General features: G+C 69.3%; 14 protein-coding genes. 8 read left to right on the top strand and 6 right to left on the bottom strand.

The window, feature by feature from the left end:
* Window positions 1–918: tRNA (5-methylaminomethyl-2-thiouridine)(34)-methyltransferase MnmD (gene mnmD / locus SCI24_RS17955; RefSeq protein ID WP_318726678.1), on the bottom strand; the 918-nt coding region annotated here is incomplete at its 3' end.
* Between the two features lie 178 nt (window positions 919–1,096).
* The gene (locus SCI24_RS17950; RefSeq protein WP_106230478.1) at window positions 1,097–1,396 is read right to left on the bottom strand and encodes a YciI family protein; all 300 of its coding nucleotides are present in this window, start codon (window positions 1,394–1,396) and stop codon (window positions 1,097–1,099) included.
* 121 nt (window positions 1,397–1,517) lie between these two features.
* On the opposite strand from SCI24_RS17950, the gene SCI24_RS17945 reads away from it, so the two are divergent.
* Together SCI24_RS17945 and SCI24_RS17940 are read left to right on the top strand one after the other, a co-directional pair.
* The gene (locus SCI24_RS17945; protein ID WP_318726677.1) at window positions 1,518–2,420 is read left to right on the top strand and encodes a PHP domain-containing protein; all 903 of its coding nucleotides are present in this window, start codon (window positions 1,518–1,520) and stop codon (window positions 2,418–2,420) included.
* A gap of 65 nt (window positions 2,421–2,485) precedes the next feature.
* On the top strand, window positions 2,486–3,109 hold the full coding sequence (locus SCI24_RS17940; protein ID WP_318726676.1) for an L-threonylcarbamoyladenylate synthase: 624 nt from the start codon (window positions 2,486–2,488) through the stop codon (window positions 3,107–3,109).
* Window positions 3,110–3,127: 18 nt separating this feature from the next.
* On the opposite strand, the gene SCI24_RS17935 is transcribed toward SCI24_RS17940, so the two are convergent.
* Both SCI24_RS17935 and SCI24_RS17930 read right to left on the bottom strand, forming a co-directional pair.
* Window positions 3,128–4,060, bottom strand: coding sequence for an ion transporter (locus SCI24_RS17935; RefSeq protein ID WP_318726675.1), 933 nt, complete (start codon window positions 4,058–4,060; stop codon window positions 3,128–3,130).
* Between the two features lie 30 nt (window positions 4,061–4,090).
* Window positions 4,091–4,975: a CYTH domain-containing protein gene (locus tag SCI24_RS17930; RefSeq protein WP_318726674.1), complete on the bottom strand. Its 885-nt coding sequence runs from the start codon at window positions 4,973–4,975 to the stop codon at window positions 4,091–4,093.
* A 104-nt stretch (window positions 4,976–5,079) separates the two neighbouring features.
* Here SCI24_RS17930 and SCI24_RS17925 point away from each other — a divergent pair, with 104 nt between their 5' ends.
* The 6 genes from SCI24_RS17925 (at window position 5,080) to glrR (ending at window position 12,956) form a co-directional block, all read left to right on the top strand.
* The gene (locus SCI24_RS17925) at window positions 5,080–5,760 is read left to right on the top strand and encodes a TIGR00153 family protein (RefSeq protein WP_318726673.1); all 681 of its coding nucleotides are present in this window, start codon (window positions 5,080–5,082) and stop codon (window positions 5,758–5,760) included.
* Between the two features lie 73 nt (window positions 5,761–5,833).
* A complete protein-coding gene (locus tag SCI24_RS17920) occupies window positions 5,834–7,099 on the top strand; it encodes an inorganic phosphate transporter (RefSeq protein ID WP_318726672.1) in 1,266 nt (421 codons plus the stop codon).
* 217 nt (window positions 7,100–7,316) lie between these two features.
* A complete protein-coding gene (gene argA / locus SCI24_RS17915; RefSeq protein ID WP_318726671.1) occupies window positions 7,317–8,630 on the top strand; it encodes an amino-acid N-acetyltransferase in 1,314 nt (437 codons plus the stop codon).
* 838 nt (window positions 8,631–9,468) lie between these two features.
* Window positions 9,469–10,974, top strand: coding sequence for a histidine kinase dimerization/phospho-acceptor domain-containing protein (locus tag SCI24_RS17910; protein WP_318726670.1), 1,506 nt, complete (start codon window positions 9,469–9,471; stop codon window positions 10,972–10,974).
* Window positions 10,971–11,546 carry a hypothetical protein gene (locus SCI24_RS17905; protein WP_318726669.1) on the top strand — a complete coding sequence of 192 codons (576 nt, stop codon included), beginning with the start codon at window positions 10,971–10,973 and terminating at the stop codon, window positions 11,544–11,546. Before SCI24_RS17910 ends, SCI24_RS17905 begins: the two co-directional genes overlap by 4 nt.
* 15 nt (window positions 11,547–11,561) lie before the next feature.
* Complete coding sequence (gene glrR / locus SCI24_RS17900; RefSeq protein WP_318726668.1) at window positions 11,562–12,956, top strand: two-component system response regulator GlrR; 1,395 nt, start codon at window positions 11,562–11,564, stop codon at window positions 12,954–12,956.
* Between the two features lie 79 nt (window positions 12,957–13,035).
* On the opposite strand, the gene SCI24_RS17895 is transcribed toward glrR, so the two are convergent.
* Window positions 13,036–13,689 (bottom strand): peroxiredoxin, encoded by a 654-nt coding sequence (locus SCI24_RS17895; RefSeq protein WP_318726667.1) that lies wholly within the window; start codon window positions 13,687–13,689, stop codon window positions 13,036–13,038.
* Between the two features lie 157 nt (window positions 13,690–13,846).
* The coding region (locus tag SCI24_RS17890; RefSeq protein WP_318726666.1) for an exodeoxyribonuclease VII large subunit at window positions 13,847–14,225 on the bottom strand (379 nt) is incomplete at its 5' end.

The following is a 14,225-nucleotide window of genomic DNA, read 5'->3' as shown; positions in this document are numbered from 1 at the left end:
GCTGCCGGGTCCCTCGCGGTCGATCAGGGTGACCGTCACGCCGCGCCTGGCCAGGGCGGCGGCGGTGCTGGCGCCGGCGATCCCGGCGCCGATCACCGCGACGTGGCGGACGCGGCGCGGGGCCGGGGGCGAGAACCAGGGCGTGCGCCCGCGGCGGCGATCCGCGGCAGGCTCGGCGATCTCGCCGGCCAGCATCTCGCGCTTGCGCCCGAAGCCCGGCACCTTGCGCCAGCGGAAGCCGGCCGCGGCGAGCCCCCGCTTGACCACCCCGGCGCAGGTGAAGGTGGCCAGGGTCGCCCCGGGGCGCGAGCGGGCGGCCATCGCCTCGAACAGCTCCGGTCGCCACATCTCGGGGTTCTTCGCGGGGGCGAAGCCATCGAGGAACCAGGCGTCCACCCGGCCGTCGAGCAGCGCCAGCCGCTCGACGGTGTCGCCGAGGTGCAGGTCCAGGGTGACCCGGTCGTCGAGCCACAGCCGGTGCACGCCGGCCACCGCCTCGGGCCACTGGGCGACCAGGCGCGCGGCCCGCTCGGCCAGGTCCGGCCAGGCGGACAGCGCCCGGGCCAGGTCGTCGCGGCGCAGCGGGAACTTCTCGGTGGAGACCAGGTGGAGCCGGGCGGCCGGCGGGGCATGGGCATCGAAGCAGGCCCAGGCGCAGAGCATGTTGAGCCCGGTGCCGAATCCCGTCTCGCCGATCACGAAGGGGCGCGCCTCCTGCCAGCCGGCAAATCGCTCGGGGAGCCGGTTGGCGGCGATAAAGACATGCTCGGTCTCGGCGCGGCCGTCATGGCGCGAGAAGTAGACGTCGTCGAAGGCCGTGGAGTGGGGCGCCTCCTCGCCGCCTTCCTCCCGGCGCCACGCCAGGTTGGCGCTCTCCAGGCCGGACAGCGGGGGCAGGGCATCGGGGGCAGCGGTCACGGCGGGGCTCCGGGTCTGGGTTACAGGGGTTGGGTCGAAGGGGTGGGCTGGTCAGGATTTGACCGATCGCGTCACAGCGGCCTGTCGACCGGGCTGGCGCAAGGCGTCCGCGGCGTTTCAACAGACTTGTCCACAGCAGCTGTGGGAAACCCGCTGTGGACAGTCGGAGGGGCAGGGCTCAGGGCAGGACCTTCTTGAAGGGCTTCACGCTGGCCCGGGCATAGACGCCGGCGATCATGTAGGGGTCGGCATCGGCCCAGGCCTGGGCACTCTCCAGGTCCTCGAACTCGGCGACCACCAGGCTGCCGGAGAAGCCGGCCTCGCCTGGGTCGTTGCTGTCGATGGCGGGGTGGGGGCCGGCCAGCACCAGGCGGCCCTCATCGCGCAGCGCCTCGAGGCGGGCCACATGGTCGGGACGGGCGGCCAGCCGCCGCTCCAGGCTGTTGTTCACATCTTCACTGATGATGGCGTAGAGCATCTCGGGTCTTCCTCGCTGGTAGGCGGCTCGCGCCGCGGGTGCGACCGGCGCCCGGCATTGACCGTCACCGGTCGGGCACGCAACATGGAAGGATATTCTGACAAAGTCACCTGCCGGCGTCATGCCCATGCCAGCACTTCCCGTGCGCTTCGAGGGCGAGCCCCTCACCATCGACCTGCACATGCACTCCACGGCCTCCGACGGCGCCCTGCCGCCGGCCGAGGTGGTGGCGCTGTGCCGTGCCCGGGGGCTTACCCACATGGCGCTCACCGACCATGACACCATGGACGGCATCGCGGAGGCAGAAGCGGCCGCGCGTCGTGAGGGGATCCGGCTGATTCCCGGCACCGAGCTCTCCACCCAGTGGCGCGGCATCAATATCCACGTGGTGGGACTGCTGCCCGAGGGGCCCCGGGGCGATCTGGTGGCCGGGCTTGACGTCCAGGCCGAGGCCCGGGAGTCCCGCGCGCTGAAGATCGCCGAGCGCATGGAGAAGGTCGGGCTCGCCGATGCCCTGGCGCGGGCCCGCGAGCAGGCCGGCTCACCGCGCCCGCTGGGCCGGCCGGACTTCGCCCGGGCGCTGGTCGCGGCGGGGCTGGTGCCCGATATCGGCACCGCCTTCAAGAAGCACCTGGGCAATGGCAAGGCCGGCGACATCAAGGCTCACTGGCCCTTCCTCTCCGCGGCGGTGGGCTGGATCCTCGATGCCGGCGGGGTCGCGGTGCTGGCCCACCCGCTGCGCCACGGCCTGACCCGGCGCAAGCGCGGCCTGCTGCTGGACGACTTCGCCGCCGCCGGGGGCCAGGCCGCCGAGCTGGTCAGCGGCTTCCAGAATGCCGACGTGACCCGCGACCTGGCGCGCCAGCTTCAGGAGCGCGACCTCTACGGCTCGGTGGGCAGCGACTTCCACTTCCCCGGCGGCCACCTGGCGCCGGGCAGCATGAGTCCGGTGCCGCGCACCGCCACGCCGCCGGTATGGACCCACCCGCGCCTGGCCGACCTCGCCGCCCCGGTGGCGGCCTGAGGCAGGGGACCGCGACGCGCTATAGTGACAGACACCTTCCACCGGCCACCGAACAGGGAGCTCGCATGAGCCAGTTCTTCCAGATCCACCCGGACAATCCCCAGAAGCGCCTGGTCGACCAGGCGACCCAGATCATCCGCAACGGCGGCGTGGTCGCCTACCCGACGGACTCGGGCTACGCTCTGGGCTGCCACCTGGGCGACAAGAAGGCCATCGAGAAGATCAAGTGGCTGCGCTCGCTGGATGACAAGCACAACTTCACCCTGGTCTGCTCCGACCTCTCCGAGATCGGCACCTACGCCAAGGTGGACAACGACGTCTTCCGGCTGCTCAAGGCCCACACCCCGGGGGCCTACACCTTCATCCTGGATGCCACCACCGAGGTGCCGCGGCTGCTGCTGCATCCCAAGCGCCGCTCCATCGGTGTGCGCGTACCCGACCATGCCATCACCCGGGCGCTGCTCGCCGCCCTGGGCGAGCCGCTGATGAGCGTCACCCTGATCCCGGTCGGCGAGGAGCTGCCGATGACCGACGCTGAGGAGATCCGCGAGCGCTTCGGCGCCCACCTCGACCTGGTGATCGACGGCGGCGCCTGTCACCTGGAGGCCACCAGCGTGATCGACCTGCGCGACCTGCCGCCCAGAATCCTCCGCGAGGGGCGCGGCGACATCACCCCCTTCCAGGCCTGATCACTGCCCGCCGCCGTCTCACTGGGCCGGCGGCGACCCTCCATCGTCCTCCTCCTCGCCACCGTGCTTGCGCCGCCAGGCCTTGCGCTCCTCCTCCGAGAGGTGGGGGGCGGGAGTGGTCTCGTCCAGCCAGGTACCGCACTTCAGGCAGTAGCGGGCACGTTTCTCGTGGCGCTCGTGGCCGCACCCCGGACAGGCCTCGTCGGAGTAGCGATCTTCGCGGATCGCACGGATCACCTGGGCGGAGAAGACCCCGGTGGGCACGGCGATGATCGAGTAGCCCGTCAGCATCAGCATCACCGTGATCGCCTGGCCGATGGGAGTCACCGGCACGATATCGCCGTAGCCCACCGTGGTCAGGCTGACGACCCCCCAGTAGATCGCCATGGGGATGCTGGTGAAGCCGGCCTCCCGAGGCTCGATCAGGTACATCACGGCCGCGAAGATGGTCACCAACATGAAGATGCTGAAGAAGAACAGGAAGATCTGCCTAAGGCTGCGCTTCAGGGCATCTACCAGCAGCCGTCCCTCGCCGACGAACTGCATCAGGCGCAGTACCCGGAAGATGCGCAGGGTACGCAGCAGGCGCACCACCACCAGGGTCTGGGCACCGGGCAGGATCAGCGTCAGCCAGGTGGGCAGGATGGCCACCAGGTCGATGACGCCGTAGAAGCTCTTCAGGTACATCAAGGGGCGCTCGAGGCAGTAGAGCCGTACCGCCAGCTCCAGGGTGAAGGCGATGGTGAAGCCCCACTCCAGCCAGAAGAAGAGGGTGCCGTAGTCGGCGCGCAGGCTCTCGATGCTCTCCAGCATCACCACCAGTACGCTGGCCAGTATCGCCACGATCAGGGCGATGTCGAAGCCCTTGGCCAGCGGGGTGTCGGACTCGAAGATGATCTGGAAGACCCGGGTGCGCAGGCCTTCGCCGGCGGGCTTGGGGAGGTGGTTCACGGGGTTAGTCCTTGTGGTGGCCGGGGCCGGTCAGGCCAGGTCGACGTGGCCGGGCAGCCGGCGGGCCAGCCGCAGCATCCGTCGGCCGAAGGCAGGGGTCAGCCAGGCCTCCGTCTCCAGCGCCTCGGCGAGGGCGCGGGCATCGTCGCGCAGTGAGTCATCGTCGAGGGCATCATCGCCCGGGTCGGCCAGGCGTTGGAAGGCCTGGCGCGCCTCGTCCCGCCAGGCCGGCTGATCGGTATCGGCCAGGGCATCCAGCGCCACGCTGGCGCGATGCAGCCAGGCCGCGAGGGTGGAGCCCTCGGGCAGGCTCCAGCCGTCGCCGAGCAGTGCCCCGCCGCGGGCCGCCTTGCTGGTGTCAGAGGGGCGCAGCGCCACGCCGTCGGCCAGCGCCTCGGCCAGCGTCCATAGCGCCGCCGGCTCGCCCGCCTTGAGCTCCAGTTCCAGTTCGCGGATCACCACCGCCTGCTCTCCCGCGCGGATCTCGCCCAGGTCCAGGGCGAGCTCCACGCTCAGGCCATCCTCCTCAAGCCACCAGGTCTCGCGCAGGAAGTCGGTGGCAAAGCGCGGCACCAGGCGCTCGAGCAGGGCCGGGTCGCGCTCGGCCATGGGGGGCAGGGCGGCCAGCCCGGCGAGGTCGAGCCCCGGGCCCGGCACTTCCCACTCCCACTCACCGCGGGTCGAGAGGCCGCCCCCGCCCTGGCCGCGGGTCTTCAGGGTCTGCAGCAGTCGGTCGCCGGCGCGGCGCAGGCGCAGCGCCATGCGTGCCCGCTCCAGTTCGCCCTCGGGGCTGTCGTAGTAGGTATTGCCCAGGCGCGTGAGCCTGGGTACCAGGCCGGCCAGGCGGGGGTGGCGTCGCAGGGCCTCGGGCGCCTCGGCCCCCAGGGCCAGCTTGAGCTCGATCTCGTCTGCCATCGGGGCGCCACCTCGTTTCGATGAATATTGGATGATTTTTTCATGACGGTGACAGTGTCAGTCACTATACTGACGCCGCCATTTTCCAGGTTCACAGATGCCCCATGGTGACATCCAACCCCTTCTCCGCGATGTTCGGTCGCTCGCCATTCCATCCGCTGCTGGCCCATATCGTCAAGGCCAACGAGTGCGCGGACGAGCTGCTGCCCTTCTTCGAGGCCTCCCTCGTGGGCGACTGGGACACCGCCGCCCAGCATCGCGAGACCATCACCCGCCTCGAGCACGAGGCCGACGAGCTCAAGACCGACCTGCGCCTCAACCTGCCCAACACCATGTTCCTGCCGGTGTCGCGCTCCGACCTGCTCGACCTGATCAGCGTCCAGGACAAGATCGCCAACAAGGTCCGCGACATCACCGGCATCATGCTGGGTCGCCGGATGCAGATGCCCGAGGAGCTGGCCCAGCCCATGCGCGACTACATGCGCACCTCGGTGGCCTGCGTGGCCCAGGCGCGCCACGCCCTGGAGGAGCTCAAGGACCTGCTCGAGTCCGGCTTCGGCCGCAACGTCTCCGATGTGATGCAGAAGCTGATCCGCGAGCTGCACGTGCTCGAGCAGCAGGCCGACGGCCAGCAGGTGGCCATCCGCCGCCAGCTCTTCGAGCTGGAGGACCGCCTGCCCCCGGTGGACGTGATGTTCCTCTACAAGATCATCGACTGGGTGGGCGAGCTCTCCGACCGCGCCGAGCGCGTCGGCAGCCGCCTGCAGATCATGACGGCCAACTGAACACCGCGGCCCCGGCGATCCCGGGGCCGCCTCGTGTCGACCTTCTTCCGACCGCAACAGGGGAACCCTCCCTATGTCGATCATTGCGCAGCACGGCGAGATCTTCATCATCCTCGCCTGTCTCTTCGGCTTCTTCATGGCCTGGGGCGTCGGGGCCAACGACGTGGCCAACGCCATGGGCACCTCGGTGGGCTCGCGTGCCATCACCATCAAGCAGGCGATCATCATCGCCGTGATCTTCGAGTTCCTCGGCGCCTGGCTGGCCGGCGGCGAGGTCACCGACACCATCCGCAAGGGCATCATCGACCCCGAGATGCTGCAGGAGGATCCCCAGCTGCTGGTCTACGGCATGCTCGCGGCACTGCTGGCGGCGGCTACCTGGCTGCTGGTCGCCTCCATGAAGGGCTGGCCGGTCTCCACCACCCACTCCATCGTCGGCGCCATCGTCGGCTTCGCGGTGGCGGGACTCGGCGCGGCCGCCGTGGACTGGGGCGCGGTGGGTACCATCGCCGCCAGCTGGGTGGTCTCGCCGGTGCTCTCGGGCACCATCGCCTTCACCCTCTTCAAGTCGGTGCAGCACCTGATCTTCGAGGCCCGCGACCCCTTCGCCGCGGCCAAGCGCTACGTGCCCATGTACGTCTTCCTGGTGGGCTTTGCGGTGACCATGGTGACCCTGACCAAGGGCCTCAAGCACGTCGGCCTGGACCTCGGCTTCGGCACCAGCCTGCTGCTCGCCATCCTCGCCGGCTTCGCCGTGGCTGCCCTCGGGATAGTGATGGAGCGCCGGGTCCAGGCCAGCAGTCGCCAGACCGACCAGTTCGGCTTCTCGGGGGTTGAGCGCGTCTTCGGCGTGCTGATGATCTTCACTGCCTGCGCCATGGCCTTCGCCCACGGCTCCAACGACGTGGCCAACGCCGTGGGTCCGCTGGCGGCGGTGATCAGCGTGGTGCAGACCGGCGGCGAGATCGAGGGGGCGGCCCTGGTGCCCTGGTGGGTGCTGGTGCTGGGCGGCGGCGGCATCGTCGTCGGCCTGGTCACCTACGGCCACAAGGTGATCGCCACCGTGGGCACCGGCATCACCGAGCTCACCCCGAGCCGCGGCTTTGCCGCCACCCTGGCGGCTGCGGTGACCGTGGTGCTCGCCTCGGGCACCGGCCTGCCGATCTCCACCACCCATACCCTGGTCGGGGCGGTGCTGGGGGTGGGCCTGGCCCGGGGCATGGCGGCGCTCAACCTGCGGGTCATCGGCACCATCGCCATGTCCTGGTTGATCACCCTGCCGGCCGGCGCCGCCCTCGCCATCCTCTTCTTCTTTACCTTCAAGGGCATGTTCGGCTAAACGCCGAGCGACTAGCGCCGAGCGACAAGAACACCCGAAGCCCGAGGCCTTCGGGTGTTCTCTTGCGGCGGCTGATTCATGCTGCTGCTTGGCTGCTTGGCAGCTTGGCAGCTTGGCAGCTTGGCTGCTTGCCGCTGAGACCGGTGCCGCCGTTTTCGTCGCTCTGATATAGTGGCTATCGATTCCCCCTTCGTTCACCTGCTGCCGGAGTGCGGCCTTGGATACTCGCTTCCCCTTCGTCGACTGGTTCCGCAATTCCTCCCCCTATATCAATGCCCACCGCGGGCGTACCTTCGTGATCCTGATCGAGGGCGAGGCCATGGCCAGCGGGCGAGGGGAGCAGCTGGTCCAGGACCTGGCGCTGCTGCACACCCTGGGCGTGCGGCTGGTGGTGGTGTTCGGTATCCGGCCCCAGGTGCAGCAGGCCCTGGACGAGGCGGGTATCGCGCCCCGGCGCCACCAGGGGCGCTGGGTGGCCGACGAGACGATCATGGCGCGGGTCGAGCGCATCGCCGCCGAGCAGCGACTGTGGCTGGAGGCGCGGCTCTCCCCGGGGCTGCCCAACACCCCGCTGCACGGCATCGAGATGACCGTGGTCTCCGGCAATCTGGTGATGGCCAAGCCGCTGGGCGTGCGCGAGGGCGTCGACTTCGACCATAGCGGCGAGGTGCGTCGGGTAAGGGCGCAGGCCATCGAGGGGCTGCTCGAGCGCGGCTCGCTGGTGGTGCTGCCGCCACTGGGCTTCTCCAGCACCGGCGAGGTCTTCGACCTGGATGCCGCCGAGGTGGCCCGCCACGCGGCCACCGCGCTTGGCGCCGACAAGCTGATCCTGCTCGGCGAGGCCAGCGGGCTCTTCGATCTCAGCGGCCAGCTGCAGCGCCAGTTGACACCGGGGGAGGCCGAGCCGCTGCTCCGGCAGGCCGACCCCGCCAGCGAGCTGGCCCGCCACCTCGGGGCGGCCTGTGCCGCCGCGCGTCACGGTGTGGCCCGCACCCACCTGCTCTCCTGGCACGACCACGACGCCCTGCTGGGCGAGCTCTTCACCCGCGACGGCGTGGGCACCATGATCACCGAGCATCGTTACGAGCAACTGCGTGCGGCGGAACTCGGTGACATCGGTGGCCTGCTCGAGCTGCTCGAGCCGCTCGAGCGGCGGGGCATGCTGGTGCCGCGCTCCCGGGAGCGGCTGGAGTACGAGATCGACGACTACCAGGTGATCGAGCGCGACGGCATGATCATCGGCTGCGCCGCCCTGCATACCTTCGGCGAGGCCACGATGGGGGAGCTGGCCTGCGTGGCGATCCACGACGACTACCGGGGTGGCGCGCGGGGCGAGCTGCTGCTCGCCGAGGTCGAGCGGCGGGCCCGCCGCCTGGGGCTCTCGGCGCTGTTCGCCCTGACCACCCATACCACCCACTGGTTCTTCGAGCACGGGTTCCGCCTGGCCGGCATCGAGGCCCTGCCGCCGCTGCGCCGCGACACCTACAACCACGCGCGCAAGTCCAAGATCCTGGTCAAGACCCTCGCCTGAGAGGCGCGCTGTCGCCAGGCGGCGTCGCCGGCTCTTCCGGCGTCGCCATTATGATACGCCCCAAGTAGTTGAAGAAAAACACTTTTCAGGATAGCGCCCGAAAGGCGTCGCCACCTGGCGACGAAAATCCCGCCATTACCCCCGCCCCTTGGCTGCTACGCCGGCCGTTTCCCGCCTTGCCCCTTTGTTGTCACTTCTAACTCGTTGATATTGAAGAAATATAGAAATTCCTGGCACGCCGTTGGCAACAGTCAGGGCGAGCAAGGGAAAACGGTTCATTCGGCTCGAACCGTTTCCCGGTCGCCGAAGGGAGGCGGGCCATCACTGCCCTGTGCTCCCGCTCCCCGAGGCGGCCAGTGTCTGCTCCAAGCGATGTGTGACTTTAGGTTGCGATGAGACGGTACCGCCGCCAGGCAAGGATCGGTATCGAGAGGGCAAGGACGCCCTGGCATGGATGCCTCTCCCCCGTCACGGGGGATCGAATCGCGCAGCATCGCCGTCGGCCTGAGGCCGAGGCGGTGGTGCCAGGAACGGAGCAGGGCGGTGTGCCGCGATGGCTTACCACCCGCATGAGGATGACCAGCCCCTGGTGGCAGATGGCGCCTCATGGCTTCGGGGCCTCCCCGGCCCATGGACATTCGGGCGATGGACGGACCAGGCCGTCGATTGATCGGATGTCCGGACCCTTCAGTTCCCTGCGTATTGGGCCGGCTCTGCCGGCCCTTTTTTTTGTCTTACAGGGCTGTGCTATTTGGCCGCGGGGCGCTTGGCTGAACTCTGGTATCATTGCGGATGGACGATGGTGGTTTCCGTTACCCTATTGCAAAGAACGCTGTCCATGACCTCAGCCGTTACGCGTCGCTGGAGGCCACGCTCGCTGTTGCAGCTGGTGCTGCTGGCCTTCCTGGTGGTGATGCTGCCGCTGGCCGTTCTGATGATCCAGGCCGGCCAGGCCCTCTCCGAACTCTCCCGATTGGCCGATGTCAGTGCCCGCCAGGCCGTGGAGGAGACTCGGCGTGCCCGCTCGCTGGGCGCCCTGGCGCTGGAGATGGAGCGCGGTGCGCGCCAGTATGCCGTGGTCGAGGATGAGAGCCTGCTGGATATCTTCGACGAGCGTCTCGCGGAGTTCCGTGAGCTGCTGGCCCAACAGAGTCAGCTGCTGCCCGATGATCCCGATGTGGCGGCGCTGGAGGAGAAGCTCGACGCGCTCGCCGAGCTGCCCGACCTGCCGCTCGAGGAATTCACCGCCCGGCTCTCCGATTTCCTGCCCTTCGCCCAGCACACCGAGGCGATGCGCCGTGCCACCAACCGTCGCATCGACGAGCGCATCGAGGGCATCCGTGCCCGGGCCGAGGGCGTGCAGGTGCGCCTCTGGTGGCAGACCGCGGCCCTGGTCTCGGCGAGCCTGGTGCTGATGCTGCTGTTCACCCGGCTGATCATCCACCCGATTCGCCAGCTCGAACGGCGCATCCTGGGGATCGGCAGCGTGGGGGGCGACACGGCGCAGAAGCCGCCGCCGCTCAAGGGCCCCGCGGAGCTGGTGACCCTGGACGAGCGGCTGGACTGGCTGGCCTCGCGGCTCGACGAGTTGGAGGCACAGAAGCAGCAGTTCCTGCGCCACATGTCCCACGAGCTCAAGACCCCGCTGGCCAGCGTGCGAGAGGGTTCGTCGCTGCTCGCCGACGGCGTGGCCGGGGAGGTCACGCCGCGCCAGCGCGAGATCCTCGACCTGATCGATGCCAGCGGGCGCGAACTGCAGCAGCTGATCGAGCAGCTGCTCGACTACAACCTGCTCCAGCACAACCGCCAGCTCGACATCGAGCGGCTGGACGTCGCCACCGTGGCCAAGGAGGTGCTGGCCAAGCACCGCCTGGCACTCGACAACAAGGGGATGCGCGTCAGCTGCTTCGATGGCCCCCTGGCCTGGGAGCTCGACCGCACCGCCACGGCCCGGGTTCTCGACAACCTGATCTCCAATGCCGTCGCCTATGGCGAGGACGGCGGTCTGCTGGAGATTCGCGCCCGGCCGCTGCGCGACCGGCTGGTGATCGAGGTGGCCAACAGCGGCGAGCCGATCGCCGAGGAGGATCGTGGCCGGCTTTTCGAGGCCTTCTTCCAGGGCAGCGTTCGCCGCAAGGGGCCGCTCAAGGGCTCCGGCATCGGTCTCTCGGTGGCCGCGGACTGCGCCCGGCTCCAGCATGGCAGCCTGGCGCTCGTTGACGATGCCCGGCTGGCGGTGTGCTTTCGCCTGACGCTGCCCCGGCAGGTGCCGGTGGCCGAACCGGATCACGATCACCCGACGCTCGCCCTGGCGGGCGCCAACTCGAGGAACGATACCCCATGACCGCCCGACCCTGGCTCCTGTGCCTGGCCACGGCCTGGCTGGCCGGCTGCCAGTACCTGCCCGAGCAGCTGCAGTCTTCGCCCTCCGGCCCCTCGCCCCTCCAGAGCCCTACCGCCGGCTCGGCGTTGTGCCATGCCGAACTGCCCGACTTCGACAACGTCCCTTGCCTGCTCGATGACTGGGTGGCCTTCGGCCTGGCCTCCCAGCGAGGCGATCGGGTGTGGCGTGAGGCCACCCTGACGCGCCTGGGTGGCGACACGACCGAGCGTCGCCTGGCCCGGGCCGTGCTTCTCGCCTGGGGCGACGAGCGGCAGTGGAACCGTGCCTCGGAGCTCTACAAGGCCCATCTGCACGGGGCGCCGACCGACCTGCAGCCGCTGCTGCGCTACTGGCTCAACGAGCTGGAGGGGCGTCGCCGCCTGGCCGGTCAGCTGGCCGAGAGCCGGGGCCAGCACCAGGCCATCGTGGAAGAGAACGAGGCCCTCACCGAGGAGCTCGAGGCCATGGCCGAGAAGCTCGAGCAGCTCACCGCCATCGAACAGAGCATCAATCTGCGACAGCAGAATGAATGAACCGGGAGAGACGACATGAAGCAGACCGGACGCCTGCCCAACGCCGGTGACCACGGCGCACACATCCTGCTGGTGGATGACGACGTCAGCCTGTTGAAGCTGCTGGGCATGCGGCTCGAGAGCCGCGGCTACCGTGTCACCACCGCGGAGAGCGGTCGCGAGGCCCTCAAGCGGCTGGAGGTCGCACGCCCCGACCTGGTGCTGTCGGACCTGCGCATGGACGAGATGGACGGCCTGGCGCTGTTCCAGGAGCTCCAGCGCCGGGTGCCGGGCCTGCCGGTGATCATCCTCACCGCCCACGGCTCGATTCCCGATGCCGTGAGCGCCACCCGCCAGGGGGTGTTCAGCTTCCTCACCAAGCCGGTGGATCGCGACGAGCTCTTCAACGCCCTCGACGATGCCCTGGCCCAGACCTCCACCTCCGCCACCGACGGCGACGACCGCTGGCGCGAGGCGATCATCACCCGCAGCCCCGAGATGGAGCGCATCCTCGAGCAGGCCCGCATGGTGGCCGCCTCCGACGTCAGCGTGCTGATCACCGGTGCCTCGGGGTCGGGCAAGGAGCTGCTGGCCGGCGCCATCCACAAGGCCAGCCCGCGGGCCGACAAGCCCTTCGTGGCGATCAACTGCGGCGCGCTGCCCGAGCAGCTGCTGGAGAGCGAGCTGTTCGGCCACGCCCGCGGCGCCTTCACCGGGGCGGTGAGCGAGCACCGTGGCCTCTTCCAGGCCGCCGACGGCGGCACCCTGTTCCTCGACGAGATCGGCGACATGCCGCTGACGCTGCAGGTCAAGCTGCTGCGCGCCCTGCAGGAGCGCCAGATCCGCCCGCTCGGCTCCACCACCTCGATCCCCATCGACGTGCGCATCATCTCGGCCACCCACCGCGACCTCGACCGCGCCATGCACGAGGGGGAGTTCCGCGAGGATCTCTACTACCGCCTCAACGTGGTGAACCTGCGGCTGCCGCCGCTCAAGGAGCGCGCCGAGGACGTCCCGCTGCTGGCCAAGCACCTGGTCGCCCAGGCTGCCGCCCGCCACAAGCCCTTCGTCAAGGGCTTCTCCCCGGAGGCGCTCAACCTGCTGGCTGCCTCGGCCTGGCCCGGCAACGTGCGCCAGCTGGTCAACGTGGTGGAGCAGTGCGTGGCCCTGACCACCTCGCCGATGATCCCGGAGGGGCTGGTGGCCCAGGCGCTGGCCGCCGAGGACAACGCCCTGCCGACCTTCAACGACGCCCGCGCCGGCTTCGAGCGCAGCTACCTGGTCAAGGTGCTCAAGATCACCGAGGGCAACGTCACTCAGGCGGCACGCATCGCCGGGCGCAACCGCACCGACTTCTACAAGCTGCTGGCCCGCCACGAGCTCGAGCCGAGTGCCTTCAAGCCGGCCGCCCGCCAGGCCGAGCACCACTAGGCTTCGTCCGAAAATAAGCCCCCAACGCAAGACCCCCGCCGCGAGGCAGGGGGTCGTCTTGGCGCGGATGGACCCCGCCTTACTTGGGCAGCTTGGCCCGGCGCAGGTAGGGGAAGATGGTTTCGTACTCGCCGAACTTCGCCTTGGCGTCCTCGTCGGAGACCGTCGGCGGGATGATCACGTCCTCGCCGACGGTCCAGTCGGCGGGTGTGGCTACGCCCTTGCCGTTGGCGGTCTGCAGGGCGTCCAGGGCGCGCAGCACCTCGGCGAAGTTGCGGCCGACGTTCATCGGGTAGGTCATGGAGAGCTTGAGCTGCTTGTCCGGTCCGATGATGAACACCGAGCGCACGGTGGCGCTGTCGGCCGGGGTACGGCCGTCCGGCAGGTAGGCGTCGGCCGGCAGCATGTCGAACAGCTTGGCGACCTTGAGGTCCTCGTCGGCGATGATCGGGAAGCCGACATCGCAGCTGGCGAAGCTTGCGATGTCATTGATCCACTTCTTGTGGTCTTCCACGCCATCCACCGAGATGCCGATCACCTTGGTATCGCGCTTCTTCCACTCCTCGCTGAGCTTGGCGACGGCGCCGAACTCGGTGGTGCAGACCGGGGTGAAGTCCTTGGGGTGGGAGAACAGGATCGCCCAGCTGTTGCCGAGCCACTCGTGGAAGCGGATCGGGCCCTGGCTGGTATCGGCTTCGAAATCCGGTACGACGTCATTGATGCGCAGTGACATGGTGTTGCTCCCTGTGGGTTAGGAGTGTGACCCCGGGCATCCGATCATCGGGCCCGGGGAAGTGCCTGGCTTCTTGGGATATGGGTATGGGCCCGTCGTCCTCAAGGTGATGGCACCAGTGTAGTTATCATGTTATAGAATATTCATATTCCATAATCTATCGCTTCGATGCCTTCCCCCCATGAGAGTCGCTATCGTTGTCCTCGACGCCGGTCACCCTGAGGGCGAGCCGCCCCTCGCCCAGCCGTGCCTCCAGCACCTGGCCGGGCGTGGTCTCCGCGGCCCGGCGAACGACCCGGCCCTCCGTGTCCTCGAGGATCGCGTAGCCGCGCCCCAGCACCGCCAGCGGGCTGACGGCCTGCAACTCGCGCGCAAGCCCGCCCAGCCGCTCGCGATGGCGGGCCAGCGCCCGCGGCATGGCCTGGTGGAGCCGCCAGCGGGCCCGGGTGAGGCGCTGCTCGGCCTGCTCCACCAGCCGGTCCGGCGAACGCAGGGCGAGGCGCTGGCGCAGGTGGTGCTCGCGGCGGCGTTCGGTG

Source organism: Halomonas sp., assembly GCF_033549285.1.
Taxonomy (GTDB): domain Bacteria; phylum Pseudomonadota; class Gammaproteobacteria; order Pseudomonadales; family Halomonadaceae; genus Halomonas.
This window is presented reverse-complemented; position numbering and strand designations above follow the sequence as displayed.